Genomic DNA, 19,781 nt, shown 5'->3' on the forward strand with positions numbered 1-19,781 from the left:
CCCGTAGGCGCTAGGATGGAGCCATGGGCGAGGCGGTCCGGGCGTTGCCCTTAAGCCTTGCGGCCTACCTGGAGATGGAGGCCCAAAGCCCCGTGCGCCATGAGCTTGTGGAGGGCGTTCCCTATGCCATGGCCGGGGCCAGCAAGGCCCACAATCTCCTCGTGCAGAACCTGGCTTTCCTCCTCAGGGAGGCGGCCCGGAGAAGGGGGTGCCGCCTCTACACGGAGACCGTGAAGCTAAAGATTTCGGACCGCACCGTCTATTACCCGGACCTCATGGTGGTTTGTGGAAGCCCCTCGCCTCATCCCCTTTACGAGGAGGCCCCTTGTCTGGTGGCGGAGGTGGTTTCCCCCTCCACGGAGCGCCTGGACCGGGGAGAGAAACGCTGGAACTACCTCTCCCTGCCTTCCCTCGAGGTCTACCTCCTGGTGGGCGCGGCTGAGCCAAGGGTAGAGGTGTACCGCAAGGTAGGGGAGGGTGTGGTCCACGAGGTCCGCACCGAGGGGCGAGTGCTACTGCCCTGCGTGGACATCGCCTTGGACCTGGCCGCCCTTTACGAGGGGGTAGAGCTGGAGAGGGCGTAGAGGTAGTACCGCCCCTCCCCCAGGTGGAAGAAGGCCTCCTCGTAGGCTAGGCCCTCAATGGGGGTGTCTGGCGGGATCCGGAGGTGGGCATCCCCCACCCGGATCCCCTCGGGCAGGACCTCCAGGCTCCCCCTGGCCACCTCCTGGCTTTCCCCCTCGGGGTCGTTCAGGGGGGTGTAGAGGAGGCGGACGGGGAGGCCCTTTAGGCTATGGAGGACGTTGCTCCCTTCCCGGAAGGGGGCCTTGTGGAGGAGACGCTCCTCCACCTCGGCCACCTCGCCCAAAAGGGCGTAGCGGTCCAAGGGCAGGAGGGCCTTCCCGCTTTCCAAAAGGGCGAGGAAGCAGGCGCGGTCCTCCTGGGAAAGGAGGATGGGGGCCCTGCCCCGGCCCACCCGGGGGTCCTGGTCCAGCCTCCCTTGGAGGAGGGCCCTAGCCGCCTCCAAGGCCTCCTCCCGGGTTTCGTAGAGGGCGTAGGGGTTCACCTTGAAGAGGAGCTCTAGGCCCCTTGGCCCCTGGACCAGCCAGGCCAGGTGGAGCTCGTAAAGGCGCTGCTTCTGCCACTTGGGGTACACCCACGAGTATAGATGAAAACTGTGAGGACGTTCCTTGCCCAAAGCTTTCCCCTGGTATAGCCTAGCCCAGGTATGGCGCTATCCGAAGAGCGGGTCCTCGAGGCCCTCCGGGGCGTCCTGGACCCCGAGCTGGGGAAGGACCTGGTCTCCCTGGGCATGGTGGGGGAGATCCACCTGGAGGGAGGGAGAGTGGACCTCCTCATCCACCTCACCACCCCGGCCTGCCCCCTGAAGGGGCAGATCGAGGCGGACATCCGGCGGGCCCTCACGCCCTTGGGCCTCGAGGAGGTGCGGGTGCGCTTTGGGGGCGGGGTGCGCCCCCCGGAGCAGTACCCCATCCCCGGGGTCAAGCACGTGGTGGCCGTGGCCTCGGGCAAGGGGGGGGTGGGGAAGAGCACCGTGGCCGCCAACCTGGCCCTGGCCTTAAGCCGGGAAGGGGCCCAGGTGGGCCTCCTGGACGCCGACCTCTACGGCCCCAGCCAGGCCAAGATGTTCGGCCTGGAAGGGGAGCGGCTCAAGGTGGACCAGAGCCGTCGCATCCTGCCCCTCCTGGCCCACGGCATCAAGGTCCTCTCCATGGCCAACATCGTTCCCCCGGGCCAGGCCATGATCTGGCGGGGCCCCATCCTCCACGGGACCATCAAGCAGTTCTTGGAGGACGTGAACTGGGGGGAGCTGGACTACCTGGTGGTGGACCTCCCCCCGGGGACCGGGGACGTGCAGCTCTCCCTGGCCCAGCTCACCCGGGTCTCCGGCGGGGTCATCGTCACCACCCCCCAGGAGGTGGCCCTCCTGGACGCCGAGCGGGCCGCGGACATGTTCAAGAAGGTCCAGGTGCCCGTCCTCGGGGTCTTGGAGAACATGGGCGCCTTCCTCTGCCCCCACTGCGGCAAGCCCACGCTCATCTTCGGGGAGGGGGGTGGGAGGAGGCTTGCCGAGAAGCTAAAGGCCCGCTTCCTGGGCGGAATCCCCCTCACCCTCCCTCTGAGGGAAAGCGGGGACCGGGGGGTCCCCATCGTGGCCGCTGACCCCGAGGGCCCGGAGGCCCAGGCCTTCATGGGGGCGGCCCGGGAACTGGCCGCCGCCCTCAGCGTCCAGACCTTTATCGCCCTGCCCATGGCCTAGCATGGCCCTCCTCTTGGAAGGCACCAAGGAAAAGGTCCTGGAGCTCCTTAGGGCCCGCCCCCTCACGGCCAAGGAGGTGGCCGAGGCCCTGGGGGTGAGCCGGGCCGCCATCGGCAAGCACCTCCAGGACCTGGAGGCCCGGGGCCTGGTGCGCTCCGAGGTGAAGCGGTGCCAAAGCCGGGGGCGCCCCTACCGCCTCTACCGGGCCCAGGACGGGGAAAGCCCCTACGCCCTCCTCTGCGGGGACATGCTTAGGGGCATGGAGGCGGCCCTGGGGCAGGAGGGCGTGGTGGCCTTTCTCCTGGAGCGGAACCGGAGCCGCCTGGCCTCCTTGGGCCTCGAGGCCCTTCCCCTGAGGGAAAGGCTCCACCGCCTGGCCCAGCACCTCAAGGAGGAGGGGTACGAGGCCGAGGTGGTGGAGGAGGGGGGTCGGCTCTACCTCTGCCAGCGGCGCTGCCCCAGGCTCGCCCTCTCCCGGGAGCACGAGGCCCTCTGCCAGAGCGAGCTTCTGGCCTACCAGGAGCTTTTGGGCCTGCCCCTTTCCCGGGAGGAGCGCATCGTTGAGGGGGGAAGCTGCTGCCGCTACCGGGTAGAATAGCGGGGTGTGGGTCTACCGCCTGAAGGGCACCCCCTGGGAGCTGGACTCCCTCATCCCCGAGCTCTTCCACCGGGGGGCCCGGGGCCTCTTGGAGGGGGAGGGGGAGGTCCTGGCCTACTTCCCCGCCCCAAGGGACCTCCCCTATGGGGGCGAGTGGCAGGAGCTTCCCGATGAGGACTGGTTAGAGGCTTGGCGGCGGGATCTGAAGCCCGCCTGGGCCCCTCCTTTCGTGGTCCTGGCCCCCTGGCACCCCTGGGAAGGGGAAGGGATTCCCTTGGTCCTGGAGCCCGGCATGGCCTTCGGCACCGGGCACCACGAGACCACCCGCCTGGCCCTAGAGGCCTTGGCCCGTCACCTCTCCCCTGGGGAGAAGGTCCTGGACGTGGGCACGGGAAGCGGCATCTTGAGCATCGCCGCAGAGAAGCTTGGGGGGAAGGCCCTGGGCGTGGACATAGACCCCGCCGTCCTCCCCCAGGCGGAGGCCAACGCCCGGGCCAACGGGGTTTCCCCCCGGTTTTTGCTGGGAAGCCTCGAGGCCGCCCTCCCCTTCGCCCCCTTCGGCCTCATCGTGGCCAACCTCTTCGCCGAGCTCCACGCCGAGCTTGCCCCCCTCTACAAGGAGGCCTTGGCCCCCGGGGGGAGGCTCCTCCTCACGGGGATCCTCAAGGAGAAGGTCCACCTGGTAAGGGCCGCCCTGGAGGACCTTCCCCTTGTGGAGGAGGAGGCCGAAGGGGAGTGGGTCCTCCTGGTCTACAGGAGGTGAGGGATGCGCCCCCACCGCGCCTATAGCCCGGGTCTCACTGGCCTCCTCCCCCTGGAGGAGGGCCACCACCTGGTGGCGGTCCTCCGGGCCAAGGTGGGCGACCGGTTCACCGTCTTTGATGCCCAAAGGGAAGCCTTGGCCGAGGTGGTGGACCTGGGTCCCCCGGTGCGTTACCGAATCCTGGAGGAAAGGAGGCCCGAGCGGGAGGTAGGGGTGGAGGTGGTCCTCTACGTGGCCCTCCTCAAGGGGGATAAGCTCGCCGAGGTGGTGCGGGCGGCCACGGAGCTAGGGGTTACGCGGGTCCGGCCCCTCGTCACCCGCCACAGCGTCCCCAAGGAGATGGGGGAGGGTAAACGGAGGCGGCTTCAGGCCATCGCCAAGGAGGCGGCCAAGCAGTCGGGGAGGCTTTTTGTCCCCGAGGTCCTCCCCCCCGTCCCCCTGGAGGCGGTGCCGCAGGTGGTCCAGGGCCTCGTGGCCCACGTGGGGGCCAGGGCCTTGGTGCGGGAGGTCCTGGACCTGAACCAGCCCCTGGCCCTGGCCGTAGGGCCCGAGGGGGGGTTTGCCGAGGAGGAGGTGGCCCTCCTCCAGGGGCGGGGGTTCACCCCGGTCACCCTGGGGCCCAGGATCCTCCGGGCGGAAACCGCGGCCCTCGCCCTCCTGGCCCTGGCCACCGCCGGGGAGGGGCGATGAGGGGGGTTCTTCTCTCCCTCTTGCTCCTTCTTTCCGCCTGCCGCTACACCTTTTTGCCCCTGGATCCGGGAAGGCCGGAGGACCCCAAAAGGCCCTTCGTGGTGGCCAGGCTCCACCCGGAAGGGGAGGAAGCCCGGCTGGTCCTTAGGGTGGAAAGGCTTCCCCAGCCGGGCTACCTCCACCTCCTTTGGTACCGGGAGTCGGAGCTCCTCTTGGAAAAGGCCCTCTTCCTGGAGGGCCCAGGGGTCCAGGAGGCCCGCTTTTCCCTCAAGGAGGGGTACCACCGCCTGGTGGGCCTTTGGGAGGAGCGGGTCCTTTTCCAGCTGGACCTGGGCACCCCTCTTCTACCGGACCCCGATGAGGAAGAGGACCAGGGGAACCGTTAGGAAGGCTAGGAAGGTGGAGGCCACCACGCCCCGCGCCATGCGGGGGGCGTCCTTGCCGAACTCCTGGGAGAGCAAAAAGGCGTTGACGGCGATGGGGGTGGCGGACTGGAGGACCAGGACCTGGTGCTCCAGCCTGGGCAGGTTCAGGAGAAGCCCCACCAGGTAAGCCAACAGGGGGGCGAGGAGGAGCCTTAGGCCGCTCGCCGTGAGCTCAAAGGCCCCGAGCCGGAAGGAGGTCTTGGCCATCTGCATCCCCAGGGTGAGGAGGAGGACGGGGATGGCCGCCTGGCCCATGAGGCGCACCCCCTCGTCTAGACGGAAGGGGAAGCTGACCCCCAGGGCCCGGAGGAGGAGGCCCAGGAGGAGGGCGTAGAAGAGGGGAAGGCGCAGGGTGAAGCGGAGGCCCTCGAGGACCCCTCCCCCCCGGATGAAGGCGGGCCCCAGGCCGAATATGAGGAGGCTGGAGAGGATGAAGTAGACCACGGCCAGCCTCAGCCCCGCCTCCCCCAAGGCGAAGTAGGTGAGGGAAAGCCCCATGTTGCCGGAGTTGGGAAAGAGGGCCGAGACGGCAAGGCCCTTCCCCGCCTCCTGGCTCAGGCGGAGGAGGCGGGCGAGGAGGGCCACGAAGAGGTAAAGGCCCCCGTAGGTGAGGAGGAAGCCCAAAGTGAGGCCCAAAAGCCCCTCCCGGGTAAACTCCGCCCGGTACATGGCGTCAAAGATGAGGGCGGGCACCAGGAGGTAGACGGTGAGGCGGGAGAGGGTGGGGAGGTCCATGGCCACCCGCCTGCCCAAGAGGTACCCGGAGAGGACCACCAGGGCCACGGGAAAGACGGTGTTGAGGAGGGCTTCCATGTGGGGCATTCTAGGGGCATGGTGGAGTACCGGGCTTTAGCCGAGGCCATCCGGGGGGTCCTCCTCCGGGGCGGGGTGGCCCCCAGGCGGCAGGTCCTCCCCATCCCCGGGGGGGAGTTCCTGGTCATGCCCGCGGCGGACGGGGAGGTGGCGGTGTGCAAGCTGGTCACGGTGGAGGCCCACCGGGAGCCCAGGGTGCAGGCCGAGGTCTGGGCCAGGCGCCTGGCCACAGGGGAGGTTTTCCACCTCCCCGGGGAGGAGATCACCAGGAGGCGCACCGCTGCCCTCTCCCTCCTCGCTGCCCTGGTCCTCGCGCCGAAGCGGGAGGGAGCCCTCCTCCTCGTGGGCCCCGGGGCCCAGGGGGAGGCCCACCTCGAGGCCTTCCACGAGGCCTTTCCCCTGAGCCGGGTCTACGTGCGGGGAAGGGGGAGGGAAAGGGTGGAGGCCCTCCTGGGAAAGGCCCAAGGGATGGGCCTAGAGGCGGTGGAGTGGACGGGGGAGGAGGTCCCCGAGGACGTGGCCTTCCTCGTCACCGCCACGAATAGCCCCACCCCGGTCCTCCCCGAGAGGGTTCCCCCTGGGGTCTTCCTGGCGGCGGTGGGCTCCTACCTTCCCCATATGCGGGAGGTGCCGGAGGCCCTCTTGGCGCGGGCCGCCCTCTACTGCGACACCGAGGACGCCCTCCTGGAGGCTGGGGAGCTCCAGGGGGTGGGTAGGCCGGTGGTCCCCCTAAAGGAGGCCCTCCTGGGCCGGCGGGCCGAGGGGGAGTTCGTCCTCTTCAAGAGCGTGGGCCACGCCCTCTTTGACCTGGCGGCGGCCCGGGCCTACCTGGGCCTGGGCTAGAGGCGGACCACGATCTTCCCCATGTGGCCCCGGTCCAGGAGGGCCTGGAAGGCGGCCTCGGCCTCGGCGAAGGGGAAGACCGCCCCCACCACGGGCCTTATCCCCTTTCCCACCCGGGGGAGGAGGAAGGCCAGGGCCTCCTCCAGGAGGGGCCTTTCCCGGAGGAGAGGGGCGAGCCAGAAGCCCAGGACGGCCAGGTTCTTGCGCATGAGGCCCAGGGGGTGGATGGGGGCCACCTCCCCCTCCGCGGCCCCGATGTAGACCAGGCGCCCCTTGGGCCTGAGGAAGCCCAGGCTCTCCTCCACCACCTTGCCCCGCACCTCCAAGACGAGGTCCACGCCCCCCACTTCCCGCACCCTTTCCGGAAGGGCCTCGTAGGTGGCTACCCCATCCGCCCCCAGGGCCTGGACCAGGGGGAGCTTTTCCGCCCTCGAGACCGCCCCCAGCACCCGAAGCCCCAGGGCCTTGGCCACCTGGACCGCCGCCGTGCCCAAGGCCCCCGCCGCCGCTTGGACCAAGACCCACTCCCCGGGCCTCGCCCCCGCCCCCTTTAGGGCCAGGTAGGCGGTGAGGTAGGAGACGGGGAAGGCGGCGGCCTCCTCTGGGGAAAGGCCCTCAGGGAGCGGAAGGAGGGCCTCCTCCGGCACGGCCATCCGCTCCGCCAGGGCCCCATGGGGCACGAGGGCGGCGTACCGCCCATCCCCCACCCTCCCCACGGCCTCCATCCCGGGGATGAAGGGGGGGCGGACCCGGGTTAGGTACCCCCCCAGGCGCACCAGGTGGTCGGCGAAGTTGAGCCCCACCGCCTCCACCTCCATTACCGCCTCTCCTGGGCCCGGAACGGGTTCGGGGACCTCCTTCAGGACCATGGCCCCCCCCAAAGCCTCCTGCACCCAAGCGCGCATGGGGCCAGTCTACCCCTTGTCAAGGGGTGGGGGGAGGGCCTAGCCTTAGGGCAAGGCCCGCTAGGGCCCCAAAGCCAGGTCCCGTTTGCCCTGGTGCCTGGGCGCGTAGTCCAGGCTTAAAGTGGGGAAGTCCGGTGCAAGTCCGGCGCTGTCCCGCAACGGTAACCGGTCCCGCTTCGCGCCTCCCACCGTAGACCGGAAGCCCGAATGCCTGCCAGGGCCGCCCGCCCTTCCCCAAGGCGGGCACCTCACGCGGATGGGGGAGAAGTGGGGGTGAAGCGCCTTTTGGCCCTAGCCCCTGCCTCCCGGCAGGGGTTTTGCCCTACCTCCCCCGGGCCTGGCCCTAGCGGCTTTAGGGAGGTGGGCATGAGGCGAATCCTGGCGTTTCTCTCGGTTCTCCTGGCTTTAGCCCTGGCGTTTCCCCTCACGGTCACCGACGACCTGGGGCGCACCGTTACCCTGAAGGCCCCCCCGAAGCGCATCGTCACCATGCTCCCCTCGGTGACGGAGACCGTTTGCGCCCTGGGAGCCTGCGACCGGATCGTGGCCACCGACGACTACTCCGACTGGCCCGAAAGGGTCAAGGGGCTCCCCAAGGCTGGGGGGTTGTACAACCCCAACCCGGAGCTCATCGTCGCCCTGCGTCCAGACCTGGTCTTGGTCTCCAAGTACGGCCGTCTTTACGAAACCCTGGAGCGGGCGGGGCTTACGGTCTATGCCGTGAGGACGGAGACCTACGAGGACATCTTCAGGACGACGCGCACCCTGGGAAGGCTTTTGGGCCTCCCGGGGGAGGCCGAGCGCCTGGTGGCCCAGATCCAGAGGGAGGTTTACGCTGAGGAAGCCCGGGCTGCCCGCGCCAGGAACCGTCCCCGGGTGTACTACGAGATCGACCCCACCCCCTACACCGTGGGTCCGGAGAGCTTCATCGGGGTCCTCATTCAGAAGGCCCGGGGGGTGAACATCATTCCCAGGGAGCTCGGCCTCTTCCCCAAGATCAGCCCGGAGCTGGTCTTGGAGAGGAACCCCGAGGTGATCGTGGCCACCTACCCTGGGGCCTTGGAGAGCATCCGTAGGCGTCCGGGCTGGGACCGGGTCGCCGCCGTGCGCCAGGGGCGGATCTGCGTCTACACAGGGGGGGAGGATAACCTCCTCTCCCGTCCCGGCCCCCGGGTGGCCCAGGGCCTCAGGCTCCTGGTGGACTGCTTCCACAGGCCGTGACCCTAGCCCTGCCCCTGGCCCTTAAGCGGAGCCTGGTCTTCTCCTGGCTCCTCCTCCTCCTCCTCCTGGCCTTGGTCCTAGGGGTGGCCCTGGGGGCGGTGGCCCTCTCCCCGGGGGAGGTGGTCCGGGCCCTTTTGGGACAGGAGGAGAACCCCATTGTCACCGAGCTCCGCCTCCCCCGGGTCCTGGGGGGGATGCTGGTGGGGGCTGCCTTGGGGGTGGCGGGGGCGGCCTTCCAGGGGCTTTTCCGCAACCCCCTGGCCGATCCCTACCTCATGGGCGCGGCTTCCGGGGCTGCCTTCGCCGTCACCCTTTTGGCCGTCCTCCTGGGGGGGCTTTCCCCGGCCTTCGCCCAGCACGCCGTCTTCCAGCATCTGCCCCTTTCCGCTACCTTTTTCGGTTTCGTGGGGGCCCTCTTCGCCACCTTCCTCGCCCTGGTCCTGGCTGGGGGGGTAGCCCGTACCCTGGACTTGGTCCTGGCGGGGGTGGTGGTGGGGAGCGTCTTCACCGGGGCCACCACCTACCTGATGATGCAGGACGCGGACCGGGTGCGGGCGGTCTTCGCCTACACCCTAGGGAACCTGGCCTTTTTGGGCTGGCCTTCCGTGAAGGCCCTCCTCCTCTTCCTCCTCCTCGCCCTGCCCCCCCTCCTCCTCCTGGGTCGGGTGCTGAATGCCCTCCAGCTGGGGGAGGAGACGGCGCGGAGCCTGGGCCTTCCCCTGGGTGCCCTCAAGCTCCTCCTCCTCCTCGCCGCCAGCCTCCTCACCGCCAGCGCCGTGGCCCAGGCGGGGATCATCGGCTTCGTGGGCCTGGTGGCCCCCCACGCCCTGAGGCGGCTTTTGGGGGAGGACTACCGCCTTCTCCTCCCCGCGAGCGCCTTGGGGGGTGCGGTCCTCCTCAGCTTCGCCGACCTCCTGGCCCGCACCCTCACCCGGCCGGCAGAGCTTCCCGTAGGGGTGGTGACCACCCTCCTCGGGGGGCCTTTCTTCCTCTACCTAATGTGGAGGCGGCGTGGCCGGGCTTGAGGCTAGGGGGATCGTGGGGCCCTATGCCCTGAAGGGGGTGGACCTCTCCCTGAGGCCCGGGGAGTGGCTGGCCCTTCTCGGCCCCAACGGCTCGGGGAAGTCTACCCTTCTCAAGGTGATGGCGGGGCTTCTCCGCCCCAAGGGGGGGGAGGTGCTTTTGGAGGGGCGGCCCCTCTTGCGCCACAGCAGCTACGGGCGGGGACGGCTCCTGGCCTACCTGCCCCAGGGGGGCCCCTACCCTGAGGGGCTTTTGGTGGAGGAGGTGGTGCGCCTGGGACGGCTTCCCCACCTGGGGCTTTGGGGAAGGGAAGGAAAAGGGGATTGGGAGGCGGTGGAGTGGGCCCTCGAGGCCGCTGGGGCCTCCGCCTTCCGGGGAAGGCTTCTGGGCACCTTGTCGGGCGGGGAGCGGCAGCGGGTCCTCCTGGCCCGGGCCCTGGCGGCGAGGCCCAGGTACCTCCTCCTGGACGAGCCCACCACCTTTTTGGACCTGGAGCACCAGGGGGGGGTGGTGGCCCTGCTGAGGCGCCTTTCCGGGATGGGCCTAGGGGTGCTCTCCGTCCTCCACGACCCCAACCAGGCGGCCCTGGCCCACCGGGTGGCGGTGCTGCGGGAGGGGAGGATTTTGGCCGAAGGGAGGCCGAGGGATGTGCTCGTAGAGCCCCTTCTGCAAGGCCTCTACGGCCCGGGGGTGCGGGTGGCCTCCTTGGGGGGTAGGCCCCATGTCTACCTGGACGGATAGGGCGAGGCTTTTCGTGAAGGGGCGGGCCCTTCTCCTGGACCTGGGGGGGGAGGTGGCCCTCTACACCGAGCGGGGCCCGAGGCGGGCCCGCTACCTCCTGGTGGGGCGGGTCTCGGCCCTGGAGGCTTTGGGGCTGGGCCTTCCCCAGGCGGGGGTCCTCCACTACCCCCTCCCCGTGGACCCCCTGGACTTCGCCTGGGAGGGGGAGACCCTGGTCCTCCCGGGGCTCAGGGTCTACTTGGGCGGCCCTCCCCCCTTTGTGGAGACCCCCTACTACGTTTGGCGCTTGACAGGGGAGGGAAGGGAGGGGTAGGCTGCTTTTACCGACCGTTCGGTTGTAGCCGCAGTCTTGGGGGGAGGTGGCGGATGCGGCTTGGGGACAAGGTGGTCCTCATCACCGGGGCGGCCCACGGCATCGGCCGGGCCACCCTGGAGCTCTTTGCGGGGGAGGGGGCGAGGCTTTTGGCCTGCGACCTGGACCGGGAGGCCCTCGAGGCCGCCTGCCGGGCTACGGGGGCCCTGCCCGTGGTCATGGATGTGGCCGACCCCCTTTCGGTGGAGCGGGGTTTCCAAGAGGCCCTAAGGGCCTTTGGCCGCCTGGACGGGGTGGTGCACTACGCGGGGATCACCCGGGACAACTTCCACTGGAAGATGCCCCTGGAGGACTGGGAGCTGGTCCTCAAGGTGAACCTCACGGGAAGCTTCCTGGTGGCCAAGGCGGCGAGTGAGGCCATGCGGGAGAGGAACGCGGGGAGCATCGTTCTCACGTCTTCCAGGGTCTACCTGGGCAACCTGGGCCAGGCTAACTACGCCGCTTCCAAGGCGGGGGTGGTGGGCCTTACCCGTACCCTGGCCCTGGAGCTTGGGCGGTACGGGATTCGGGTCAACGCCCTGGCCCCGGGGTTCATTGAGACCCGCATGACGGAGAAGGTGCCGGAGAAGGTGCGGGAGAAGGCCATCGCTGCCACGCCCTTGGGCCGCACGGGGAAGCCCCTGGAGGTGGCCTACGCCGCGCTTTTCCTCGTTTCTGACGAGTCCAGCTTCATCACTGGCCAGGTCCTGTTTGTGGATGGGGGGAGGACCGTGGGGGCGGCTTTGGCCTAGGGAGTAGGCCTGATGCGGTAGGGGTGGCCCGGGGCGGTCCTCACCAAGCCCTTCTCCCAGGGCTTCTGCCGCCCAGGGACCCGGGCCCTTTCCCTGGAGGATGGGCCCCACGTCTATCTGGACGGATAGGGCGAGGCTTTTCGTGAAGGGGCGGGCCCTTCTCCTGGACCTGGGGGGGAGGTGGCCCTCTACACCGAGCGGGGCCCGAGGCGGGCCCGCTACCTCCTGGTGGGGCGGGTCTCGGCCCTGGAGGCTTTGGGGCTGGGCCTTCCCCAGGCAGGGGTCCTCCACTACCCCCTCCCCGTGGATCCCCTGGACTTCGCCTGGGAGGGGGGAACCCTGGCCTTTCCCGGGCTGCGGGTCTACCCGGAGAGCCCGCCCGCGTTCGTGGAGACCCCCTACTGCGCCGGGGTGGTAGGATGGCCCCCGTGGACCTAAAGGGGTTTTACGCCCACCTCCTCTGGTCCAGAGAGGCCCTGTGGCAAAGGCCCTGCTTCTCCACGCGGCGGTGGAGGAGGAGGCCTGGCTCCACGAGGACATCCTCCGGGCCCCGGTGCTCCTCCTCCTGCGCCTCCTTGGCCATGAGCCTCCGGCCCTGGGCCCGCACTTTTCTCTCAAGGGGGCCAAAAGGAGGGGAGAATGGGGTTTTCTAAGCTGGACGCCTACCTGAGGCGGGCGGTGGAGGAGGGGTGGCTCCCTGGGGCCCTGGCCCTGGTGGCCCGGGAGGGGGAGGTGGCCTTCCTGGAGGTGTACGGCCATTTGGACCCTGAGAAGGGCCTTCCCATGCGGGAGGACGCCCTCTTCCGCCTCTACTCCATGACCAAGCCCTGGGTTTCCGCCCTGGCCCTTACCTTCGTGGAGGAGGGGGCGCTTTCCCTCCAGGACCCCCTGGAGAAGTACCTTCCCGCCTTCTCCCGCCTCCAGGTGGGGCGGGAGGTGGGGGAAGAGGTCGTCCGGGAGCCCCTTAGGCGGCCCGTCCTGGTGTACGACCTCCTCCGCCACACCGCGGGCTTCACCTACGGGGTCTTCTTCCCTTCGCCCCTGAAGCGCCTCTACCTGGAGGCGGGGGTGGACCGCTACGACCTGGACCGGGAGGCGTTCCTGGAGCGGCTCTCGGGTCTTCCCCTCCGCTTTGGGCCGGGGGAGGCCTTTGAGTATGGGCTCTCTACCGATGTCCTGGGGCATCTCCTCGAGGCCCTTACCGGGAAGAGCCTGGCCGCCCTCCTGGAGGAGCGGGTCTTCGGGCCCCTAGGGATGCGGGACTCGGGCTTTGTGGCCAAGGACCCCGCCCGCCTGGCCCAGGCCTTCCCCAAGGACCCCGAGACGGGGCGGAGCCTCCGCCTCCTCCCCGTGGAGGAGGAGCCCCCCAGGTATGCGGGAGGCATGGGGGGCGTGGGGACGGCGGGGGACTACCTCCGCTTCCTCGAGGCCCTGCGCACGGGGCGGGGCCTCCTCTCCCCGGCCCTTTCCCGCCTCATGACGGAGGACCACCTGGGCCTCTTGGCCCTCGAGGGGATGCGCCGGGGCCCGGAGTACACGCCGGGGCCGGGGTACGGCTTCGGCCTGGGGGTGGCGGTGAGGCTCTCCGGCATGGGCCTCTCCCCGGGAAACCCGGGGGAGTGGAACTGGGCGGGGTTTGGCGGCACCTACTTCTTCGTGGACCCAAGGCTTGGGCTCACGGCCATCTTCCTCTCCCAGGCCCCAAACCTCCTTTCCGTCCTGGAGCCGGAGAGGGCCCTCCACTCCCGCTACGGGAGCCGCCTCTGGCTCGCCTTCCGCACCCTGGTCTACCAGGGCCTGGGCTGAAGGGCGCGTTCCACGGCCTCCAGGGCCTGGGGGATGTCCTCATCCCGGAGGTCCCGGTGGGTGACGAAGCGCACCCGCCCCCCCACCGCCCCCGCCAGGACCCCCTGGGCCTTGAGCCGCTCCAGGAAGGCCTGGGGTTCCTGGATCTCCGCGTAGACCATGTTGGTCTCCACGGGCCCCACCTCTAGTCCCAGGCGGGCCAGGCCCTCCCCCAGGGCCCGGGCCATCTCGTGGTCCCGCTTCAGGTGCTGGGGGCCCTCGGTGAGGGCCAGGATCCCCGCCGCCGCCAAGACCCCTGCCTGCCTCAGGCCGCCCCCCAGGAGCTTGCGGTAGCGCCGGGCCTCGGGCTCCAGGTCCTTGGGCAGGAGGAGGAGGCTTCCCGCCGGGGCCCCCAGACCCTTGGAGAGGGAGACCATGAGGGTGGTGAAGCCTTGGGCCACCCTCCTGGCCTCCACCCCCAAAAAGGTGGCGGCGTTGAAGAGGCGGGCCCCATCCAGGTGGGTGGGAAGGCCGTGGGCCTGGGCCAGGGCCTGGACCCCCCTTTGCACCTCCAGGGGCACCACCCGTCCCCCCGCCAGGTTGTGGGTGTTCTCCAGGACGATGAGGCCTGTGGGGGCCTGGAAGGGGCCCCGGCGGACTGCTCCTTTCAGGGCCTTTAGGTCCGGAACCCCACCCGGGGCGGGCACGGGCCGGACCAAGGCCCCAGCGAGGAGGGCCGGGGCCGAGAGTTCGTACTCGTAGATGTGGGCCCCCTCGGGAGCCAGGACCTCGCTCCCCCGGGGCAGGTGGAGGAGGAGGGCCACCTGATTGGCCATAGTGCCCGAAGGCAGGAAGAGGGCGCCCTCAAAGCCCAAAAGCTCGGCGGCCAGGGCCTGAAGGCGGTTCACCGTGGGGTCTTCCCCGTAGACGTCATCCCCCACCTCGGCCTCGGCCACGGCCCGGCGCATGGCCGGGGTGGGCCGGGTCACGGTGTCGCTCCTGAGGTCTATGGGCATGCCCCTAGCCTAAGGGCTCCACCGCCACCGCCAGGGCCAGCTCCTGGGGCAGGAGATAGACCTCCCCCCCCACCCGCACCCGCACCCCTCCCTCCCTTCCCAACACCTCCAGGGCTTGCCCCGGCACCAGGCCCAACCGGAAGAGGAGGTTCAGGGTGCCCCGGTCCTGGGCCAGGGCCCGCACCACCCGGCCCCCCCCAGGGGGGCCTCGGCCAGGGGGAGGCCCCGGCCCTGGGGCAGGGCCAGCTCCCGGGTGGGGATGGGGTCCCCGTGGGGGTCAAAGGGGGGGTGGCCCAGGGCCTCGGCGATGCGCTCTTCCAGGTCCTCGCTGATGACGTGTTCCAGCCTCTCCGCCTCCTGGTGGACCTCCTCCCAGCCGTAGCCCAGGGCCTGGTGGAGGTAGGTCTCCAGGAGGCGGTGGTGGCGCAGGACCTCCAGGGCCACCCTCCGCCCCGCCTCCGTGAGCCTCGCTCCCCGGTAGGGGGCGTGGGCCACCAGGCCCAAGGCCGAGAGCTTCTTCAGCATCCCCGTTACCGAGGGGGGTTTTACCCCAAGCCTCTCCGCCAGGGCCTGGGTGGACACCGGGCTTCCCAGGGCTTCTTCCAGGAGCAAAAGCTGTTTGAGGTAGTCCTCCTGGGCCTCGGAGAGGGGGGGACGAGCCATCTCCCCTAAGGGTAGCATGGGGGCGTGGACCTGACCCACTACCCCTACCCCTCCCGCCGCCCCGTGGTCCTGGGGAGGCGGGGGGCGGTGGCCACGAGCCAACCCCTGGCGGCCCTGGCGGGGATGGAGATGCTCCTCAAAGGGGGCACGGCCGTGGACGCCGCCATCGCCATGGCCGCCTGCCTCACCGTGGTGGAGCCCACCTCCAACGGGATGGGCGGCGACCTCTTCGCCCTGGTCTGGGACGGGAGCCTCCACGGCCTGAACGCCTCCGGCAAAAGCCCTCTGGCCCTTTCCCCAGAGAGGCTTCCCGAGGGGCGGATGCCCGAGCGGGGCTGGCTTCCCGTGACCGTGCCCGGGGCGGTTTCCGGCTGGCGGGCCCTGCACGAGCGGTGGGGGCGGCTTCCCTTCCCCGAGGTCCTCGCCCCCGCCATCCGCCACGCCGAGGAGGGCTTTCCCGTGGGCCCGGAGACGGCCCGGGCCTGGCGGCGGGCGGAGGGCGTATACCTCCCTCTCCAGGGCCCCGAGTTCCAGGCCTTCCAGGAGGTCTTCTTCCCCGGGGGCAGGGCCCCGAGGGCGGGGGAGGTGTGGCGGAGCCCCCTCCACGCCAAGACCCTGAGGGAGATCGGGGAGACCTACGGGGAAAGCCTCTACCTCGGCCCCTTGGCCCAGGCCCTGGCCCGCTTCAGCGAGGCCACCGGGGGGCTCCTTGCCCTGGAGGACCTGAAGGCCCACGCCCCGGAGTGGGTGAGGCCCCTTTCCACGGAGTACAAGGGCCTCGCGGTCCACGAGCTCCCCCCCAACGGCCAGGGGGTGGCCGTCCTCCTGGCCCTGAACCTCCTGGAGGGTCTGGACCTCCGCCCTGAGGACCCCGTGGGCTACCACCTGCAGATCGAGGCCATGCGCCTGGCCCTAGCGGACACCTACCGCCACGTGGCCGACCCCCGGTTCATGGAGCTTCCCCCCGAGGCCTTCCTCTCCAAGGCCTACGCCGAGGAGAGGCGGAGGCTCATCGGGGAGAGGGCCCTTCCCATCGCCCTCCCGGGCCTCAAGCCCGAGGGCACCGTCTACCTGGCGGCGGCGGACGGGGAGGTCATGGTCTCCCTCATCCAGTCCAACTACCAGGGGTTTGGCTCCGGGGTCCTGGTGCCGGGGACGGGGATTGCCCTGCAGAACCGGGGCCTGGGCTTCGCCCTGGAGGAGGGGCACCCCAACCGGGTGGGCCCAGGGAAAAGGCCCTTCCACACCATCATCCCCGGTTTCCTCATGCGGGAGGGGAAGCCTTTGGGCCCCTTTGGGGTCATGGGGGGGTTCATGCAGCCCCAGGGGCACGTGCAGGTGGTCCTGGGCCTGGCGGACCTCGGCCTCAACCCCCAGGCCGCCCTGGACCGGCCCCGGTGGCAGGTGCTCCCCGGGGGGGAGGTCCTCCTGGAGCCCGGCATCTCCCAGGCCACGGCGCTTTTCCTCAAGGACCTGGGGCATAGGGTGCGCCTTGAGGCGGAGTACGCCCTCTTCGGGCGGGGCCAGGCGATCCTGAGGCTAGAGGAGGCCCTCTGCGCCGCCTCCGACCCCCGGGCGGAGGGGCTCGCTCTGGCCCTCTAGGGAAGGCCCAGGAGGCGCTTGAGGCCTAAGGCGGCCTCCACCCCCTGGGTGCCGTAGTTGTTGTTGAAGGTGACGAAGACCCTCTCCGCCTGGCCCACCAGGGTGCGGGTAGCCTGGGCCAGGTCCTCTAGCTCCTCCTCGCTGTAGCGCCAGTTGAAGCGCTCGTAGGGTTTGGCGTGGGGGCCCTTCCAGGTTTCGGCGTTGCGGCCGTGGCAGCGGAGGACGGCCACGGGGTGGGTGGCCTCCAGGACCCGGGGCGGGGCCTCAGGGTGGGGAGGTGCGTCCACGCTCACGTGGATGAGGCCCAGCCGGGAAAGCTCCCGCTTCACGAAGCCCCAGGCCACGTACCACCTAGGGTTGCGGAACTCCACCGCCACCCAGTAGCCCTGGGTCCTTGCCGCCAGGTGTTCCAGGTACTGGAAGGTCCTGGGCCTGGGCTCGGTCCAGGGGGGGAGGCCGAAGTGAAGGTAGCCCAGTTTCCCCGAGGCCTTTAGGGGTTCCAGGGCGGCGAAGAAGCGCCTCCAGGCCTCCTCCACCACCTCCCTGGGCACCTCCCGCTGGGCCAGGTGGCCCTCGGGCCTGGGGAGGAGGGCCCGGAGGTCCTTGGGGAGGGCGCCCGCCTCGAGGCCGTGCCCGGTGAAGGCGGAGTAGGCCTTCACGTGGAAGAGGAAGCCTTCCGGGGTCCTCTCCGCCCACTTGGCCGCCACCTCGGGGCGGGGCAGGGCGTAGAAGGTGCTGTCCACCTCTACGGTGTCAAAGAACTGGGCGTAGTGGCGGAGCCGTTTTTCCGGGTCCCGCCTAACCTCGGGCGGGTACCATCCCGATTGGAGGAGGGTCTCGTCCGTCCAGCTGGCCGTGCCCACCCGGACTTCCGCCACGCCCCCAGTTTAGAGCCCGATGAGGAGGCGGAAGGCCCTCCTCACCTCCCTTTCCCCCTGCCAGGCCCGCACCTCCAGCCCCAAGGCCCTCAGGTTTCCCAAGGGCGTGGCCCTAGCGGCCACTTCCTCGGTCACGGGGAGCTTCCCCACAAAGGTCCAAGGAGGCCCCTCGCCTGAGGGGCTCAGGGGGAGAAGCCTTTCCCCTTCCAGGTAGACCCCCGCCCCCTCAGCGGGGAAGCGGGCGAAGAGGCGCACCTCCACCTCGCCCCCCACGGGGGCCCTTGGGGGCGAAACCTCCACCCTGAGGAGGGGCCTGGTGGGGTCCAGGGGGACGAGGCGCCTCGCCTCCTTGCCATCGGCCCTCACCAGGAGGGCCAGGGAACCCTGGGCCTCCCAGGGCACCTGGAACAGGAGGCGGACCCCCTCCTCTCCCTTCTCCCGCCTCAGGAGGGGAAGGCCTTGGAGCTCCGCCTCGGCCACGTCCCGCACCAGGACCTCCCCCACCTCCCCCGGGGCCAGGCCCGGGGGCCAGTCCACCCGGAGGGGCCTCGCCTCCAAAAGCCTCTCCTCGGGGATGGGGGCGAAGGTGAGGGTGAGCTTCTCCTCGGCCAGGGGGGGGAGCTCCAGGGAAACCCCCTCCGCCCGGTACCCCTTCGGGGCCACGGGCTCCACCCGGTAGGTTCCGGGGGGGACCACCGCCCGGTTCCCGCAGGCTAGGAAGAGGCCCACAGGGCCCAGGAGGTAGGCCCCTCGCCCCGGCCCCTCGCAGAGGAGGCGCGCCGCCCCCGCCGGGGTGAGCGCTACCCGGTAGGGGCCTTCGCCGGGGCGGACCCGCACCTCTCCCGGCAGGGCCAGGAGGCCGGGCGGGGGGTCTATCCGCAGGACCTCCCCCTCCCGAGCCACGTGGAGGCGGAAGCGCCCCTCCCCGTCCGTGGTCCCCCAGCCCTCCTTCCCCACCACCCGGGCCCCCGCCACGGGCCTCCCCAGGACCTCCACCCACCCCTCCACGGGAGCGGTTTCGTACCCTCCCAGGGCCAGGGTAACGGGTTCGGGCACGGGGAGGCGGAAGGCGTAGCTCCCGGCCAGGGCCAGGCGAAGGGCCCCGTCGTACCGCCCCTCCAGCCTCAGAGCGTAGGGGGCTTCCCGCCACTCCAGGAGGGCGGAAAGTCTCCCCGGGCCCAGGGAGAGCGCCCCCTGGAAGGGGCCTTCCCGGTACCCGAGGCCCAGGGCGAGGGAGGCCTGGGGCAGGAGGGCCCCCCTCAGGGAGAGGAGGAAGGGGGAGAGGGGGTAGCCCAGGGCGAGGCCCAGCCCGGGCCCGCCCCAGTACCTCCCCTCGAGGGCGTAGGTGAGGCCGTGGAGGGCGCCCGTGTGCCCCAGGCGGAGGGAGGGGCCCTGTGGGCCGTACCCCACCTCCCCCCGCCACCCTCCCCAGGCGAAGCCCCCGTAGAGCCCCCCCTCGTACCGGGCGTGGAGGTAGGGGTCCCCGTAGCGCTCCAGGCGGAGGGAGAGGCCCTCTGGGCGGTTCCAGGGAAGGGTGAGCCCGAGGGCGAGGGTCCCGTCCCCGTACCCCAGGGCGAGGGCCTCGGGCGAGAGGCGGAGGCGGTAGACCTCCCGGGGGGCGTAGGTCCACTCCAGGGCCCAGGGGTAGGCCAGGGAGAGGGCGTGGGGCCCCTCCCTGTAGCCCACCTCCCCCTCGAGGCCCGGGAGGAGGCTTAGCCTCCCCCTCCAGGGCCCCGTCCTCAGGGCGAGGCGCAGGGCGTCCGTCCCCCCCAGGAAGGCCACCCCCACCTCCCGGGAAAGGGGGCCCTCCAGGGAGAGGCGGAGGCCGGGGGCGCCCTCCCCGTAGGTTCCCTCCACCCGCCCCTGGAGGGTGTAGGGGAGGGGTCCCCCCCCTTGGGGAAGGACCCGGACCCGGTAGAGGGCCCTCCCCTTCCCGTGGGAGAGGGCGAGCCTCAGGAGGCCGTAGCCGGAGAGGGGAAGCTCCACCTCCCGCTCCTCCCCCGGGGCCAGGGTGAGGCCCGTGGGGCTCACCCCCACCTCGCTCCCCTCGGCCTGGGCCAGGTGGACCCTCTCGGGGACGTTCCCCCGGTTCCTGAGGAGGAGGCGGAGGCTTCCCCCGTGGACCTCCCGGGGGAGGCGGACCTCGAGGTCCCCCACGGCCTCCACCTCCACCCCCTGGCAGACCTCCTTCCCCCCCTTGGGCCGGAGGCACACCCGGTAGGTCCCGGGCGAGGCTTCCCTTGGGACCTCCACCACCACGAGGAGGGGTCCCTCCCCCGAGGGGCCCGGTGGGAGGAGGAGGGGAAGCTCGGAGGCCACCTCCACCTCCCCGGGGGGAAGCCCCACGAAGGGGAGGACCACCACCTCCCCTGGCCTGGCTGCCAGGGCGAGGGGGAGGAAGGCCACCCCAAGGAAGGCGGGGCGCATAGG

21 protein-coding genes, 2 pseudogenes and 1 riboswitch are annotated in these 19,781 nt (G+C 70.7%); of the genes and pseudogenes, 15 read left to right on the forward strand and 8 right to left on the reverse strand.

The window, feature by feature from the left end:
• Window positions 1–23: 23 nt before the first annotated feature.
• On the forward strand, window positions 24–584 hold the full coding sequence (locus ATI37_RS01390; RefSeq protein ID WP_117236776.1) for a Uma2 family endonuclease: 561 nt from the start codon (window positions 24–26) through the stop codon (window positions 582–584).
• On the opposite strand, the gene ATI37_RS01395 is transcribed toward ATI37_RS01390, so the two are convergent.
• Entirely contained in the window at window positions 554–1,156 is a 603-nt protein-coding gene (locus ATI37_RS01395) for a hypothetical protein (RefSeq protein WP_117236777.1), read from the reverse strand. The two genes, ATI37_RS01390 and ATI37_RS01395, sit on opposite strands and share 31 nt — an antisense overlap.
• Window positions 1,157–1,228: 72 nt before the next feature.
• On the opposite strand from ATI37_RS01395, the gene ATI37_RS01400 reads away from it, so the two are divergent.
• The 5 genes from ATI37_RS01400 to ATI37_RS01420 are packed head-to-tail and all read left to right on the forward strand — an operon-like array spanning window position 1,229 to window position 4,718.
• On the forward strand, window positions 1,229–2,281 hold the full coding sequence (locus ATI37_RS01400) for an Mrp/NBP35 family ATP-binding protein (RefSeq protein WP_117236778.1): 1,053 nt from the start codon (window positions 1,229–1,231) through the stop codon (window positions 2,279–2,281).
• 1 nt (window position 2,282) lies between these two features.
• Window positions 2,283–2,879 carry a helix-turn-helix transcriptional regulator gene (locus tag ATI37_RS01405; protein WP_117236779.1) on the forward strand — a complete coding sequence of 199 codons (597 nt, stop codon included), beginning with the start codon at window positions 2,283–2,285 and terminating at the stop codon, window positions 2,877–2,879.
• A gap of 4 nt (window positions 2,880–2,883) precedes the next feature.
• Window positions 2,884–3,642, forward strand: a complete 759-nt coding sequence (locus ATI37_RS01410; RefSeq protein ID WP_117236780.1) for a 50S ribosomal protein L11 methyltransferase — start codon at window positions 2,884–2,886, stop codon at window positions 3,640–3,642.
• A 3-nt stretch (window positions 3,643–3,645) separates the two neighbouring features.
• On the forward strand, window positions 3,646–4,332 hold the full coding sequence (locus tag ATI37_RS01415) for a 16S rRNA (uracil(1498)-N(3))-methyltransferase (RefSeq protein ID WP_117236781.1): 687 nt from the start codon (window positions 3,646–3,648) through the stop codon (window positions 4,330–4,332).
• Entirely contained in the window at window positions 4,329–4,718 is a 390-nt protein-coding gene (locus tag ATI37_RS01420) for a hypothetical protein (protein ID WP_117236782.1), read from the forward strand. Before ATI37_RS01415 ends, ATI37_RS01420 begins: the two co-directional genes overlap by 4 nt.
• Here ATI37_RS01420 and ATI37_RS01425 read toward each other — a convergent pair.
• On the reverse strand, window positions 4,677–5,579 hold the full coding sequence (locus tag ATI37_RS01425) for an AEC family transporter (protein WP_117236783.1): 903 nt from the start codon (window positions 5,577–5,579) through the stop codon (window positions 4,677–4,679). The two genes, ATI37_RS01420 and ATI37_RS01425, sit on opposite strands and share 42 nt — an antisense overlap.
• A 9-nt stretch (window positions 5,580–5,588) precedes the next feature.
• On the opposite strand from ATI37_RS01425, the gene ATI37_RS01430 reads away from it, so the two are divergent.
• Complete coding sequence (locus tag ATI37_RS01430) at window positions 5,589–6,413, forward strand: Rossmann-fold NAD(P)-binding domain-containing protein (RefSeq protein ID WP_117236784.1); 825 nt, start codon at window positions 5,589–5,591, stop codon at window positions 6,411–6,413.
• On the opposite strand, the gene ATI37_RS01435 is transcribed toward ATI37_RS01430, so the two are convergent.
• Window positions 6,410–7,318 carry a zinc-binding dehydrogenase gene (locus ATI37_RS01435; RefSeq protein ID WP_117236785.1) on the reverse strand — a complete coding sequence of 303 codons (909 nt, stop codon included), beginning with the start codon at window positions 7,316–7,318 and terminating at the stop codon, window positions 6,410–6,412. The genes ATI37_RS01430 and ATI37_RS01435 overlap by 4 nt on opposite strands.
• A 74-nt stretch (window positions 7,319–7,392) precedes the next feature.
• Window positions 7,393–7,551: riboswitch (cobalamin riboswitch) on the forward strand.
• Window positions 7,552–7,684: 133 nt separating this feature from the next.
• On the opposite strand from ATI37_RS01435, the gene ATI37_RS01440 reads away from it, so the two are divergent.
• The 6 genes and pseudogenes from ATI37_RS01440 to ATI37_RS01465 all read left to right on the forward strand — a co-directional run bounded on the left by ATI37_RS01440 (window position 7,685) and on the right by ATI37_RS01465 (window position 11,845).
• The gene (locus tag ATI37_RS01440) at window positions 7,685–8,539 is read left to right on the forward strand and encodes an ABC transporter substrate-binding protein (protein WP_117238475.1); all 855 of its coding nucleotides are present in this window, start codon (window positions 7,685–7,687) and stop codon (window positions 8,537–8,539) included.
• Entirely contained in the window at window positions 8,536–9,564 is a 1,029-nt protein-coding gene (locus ATI37_RS01445; protein WP_117236786.1) for a FecCD family ABC transporter permease, read from the forward strand. Before ATI37_RS01440 ends, ATI37_RS01445 begins: the two co-directional genes overlap by 4 nt.
• Window positions 9,551–10,303: an ABC transporter ATP-binding protein gene (locus ATI37_RS01450; RefSeq protein ID WP_117236787.1), complete on the forward strand. Its 753-nt coding sequence runs from the start codon at window positions 9,551–9,553 to the stop codon at window positions 10,301–10,303. Before ATI37_RS01445 ends, ATI37_RS01450 begins: the two co-directional genes overlap by 14 nt.
• Entirely contained in the window at window positions 10,284–10,616 is a 333-nt protein-coding gene (locus ATI37_RS01455; protein WP_117236788.1) for a hypothetical protein, read from the forward strand. The genes ATI37_RS01450 and ATI37_RS01455 overlap by 20 nt, the downstream gene beginning before the upstream one ends.
• A gap of 53 nt (window positions 10,617–10,669) precedes the next feature.
• On the forward strand, window positions 10,670–11,407 hold the full coding sequence (locus ATI37_RS01460; protein WP_117236789.1) for an SDR family oxidoreductase: 738 nt from the start codon (window positions 10,670–10,672) through the stop codon (window positions 11,405–11,407).
• A gap of 100 nt (window positions 11,408–11,507) precedes the next feature.
• Window positions 11,508–11,845, forward strand: a pseudogene (locus ATI37_RS01465) (hypothetical protein).
• A gap of 7 nt (window positions 11,846–11,852) precedes the next feature.
• Here the strand turns inward: ATI37_RS01465 and ATI37_RS11555 are convergent.
• Entirely contained in the window at window positions 11,853–11,990 is a 138-nt protein-coding gene (locus ATI37_RS11555; RefSeq protein WP_198665482.1) for a hypothetical protein, read from the reverse strand.
• 56 nt (window positions 11,991–12,046) lie between these two features.
• Between ATI37_RS11555 and ATI37_RS01470 the strand changes: the two genes are divergently transcribed.
• The gene (locus tag ATI37_RS01470; RefSeq protein ID WP_117236790.1) at window positions 12,047–13,213 is read left to right on the forward strand and encodes a serine hydrolase domain-containing protein; all 1,167 of its coding nucleotides are present in this window, start codon (window positions 12,047–12,049) and stop codon (window positions 13,211–13,213) included.
• Here the strand turns inward: ATI37_RS01470 and ATI37_RS01475 are convergent.
• A complete protein-coding gene (locus tag ATI37_RS01475) occupies window positions 13,195–14,208 on the reverse strand; it encodes a threonine aldolase family protein (RefSeq protein ID WP_117236791.1) in 1,014 nt (337 codons plus the stop codon). The two genes, ATI37_RS01470 and ATI37_RS01475, sit on opposite strands and share 19 nt — an antisense overlap.
• A 4-nt stretch (window positions 14,209–14,212) precedes the next feature.
• Window positions 14,213–14,871, reverse strand: a pseudogene (gene mntR / locus ATI37_RS01480) (manganese-dependent transcriptional regulator MntR).
• Between the two features lie 24 nt (window positions 14,872–14,895).
• On the opposite strand from mntR, the gene ATI37_RS01485 reads away from it, so the two are divergent.
• Window positions 14,896–16,473, forward strand: coding sequence for a gamma-glutamyltransferase family protein (locus ATI37_RS01485; RefSeq protein WP_117236792.1), 1,578 nt, complete (start codon window positions 14,896–14,898; stop codon window positions 16,471–16,473).
• On the opposite strand, the gene ATI37_RS01490 is transcribed toward ATI37_RS01485, so the two are convergent.
• Both ATI37_RS01490 and ATI37_RS01495 read right to left on the reverse strand, forming a co-directional pair.
• On the reverse strand, window positions 16,470–17,351 hold the full coding sequence (locus tag ATI37_RS01490) for a DUF72 domain-containing protein (RefSeq protein WP_117236793.1): 882 nt from the start codon (window positions 17,349–17,351) through the stop codon (window positions 16,470–16,472). The two genes, ATI37_RS01485 and ATI37_RS01490, sit on opposite strands and share 4 nt — an antisense overlap.
• Window positions 17,352–17,360: 9 nt before the next feature.
• A complete protein-coding gene (locus tag ATI37_RS01495) occupies window positions 17,361–19,778 on the reverse strand; it encodes a hypothetical protein (protein ID WP_117236794.1) in 2,418 nt (805 codons plus the stop codon).
• Window positions 19,779–19,781 lie beyond the last annotated feature (3 nt).

Source organism: Thermus sediminis (assembly GCF_003426945.1).
Taxonomy (GTDB): Bacteria; Deinococcota; Deinococci; order Deinococcales; family Thermaceae; genus Thermus; species Thermus sediminis.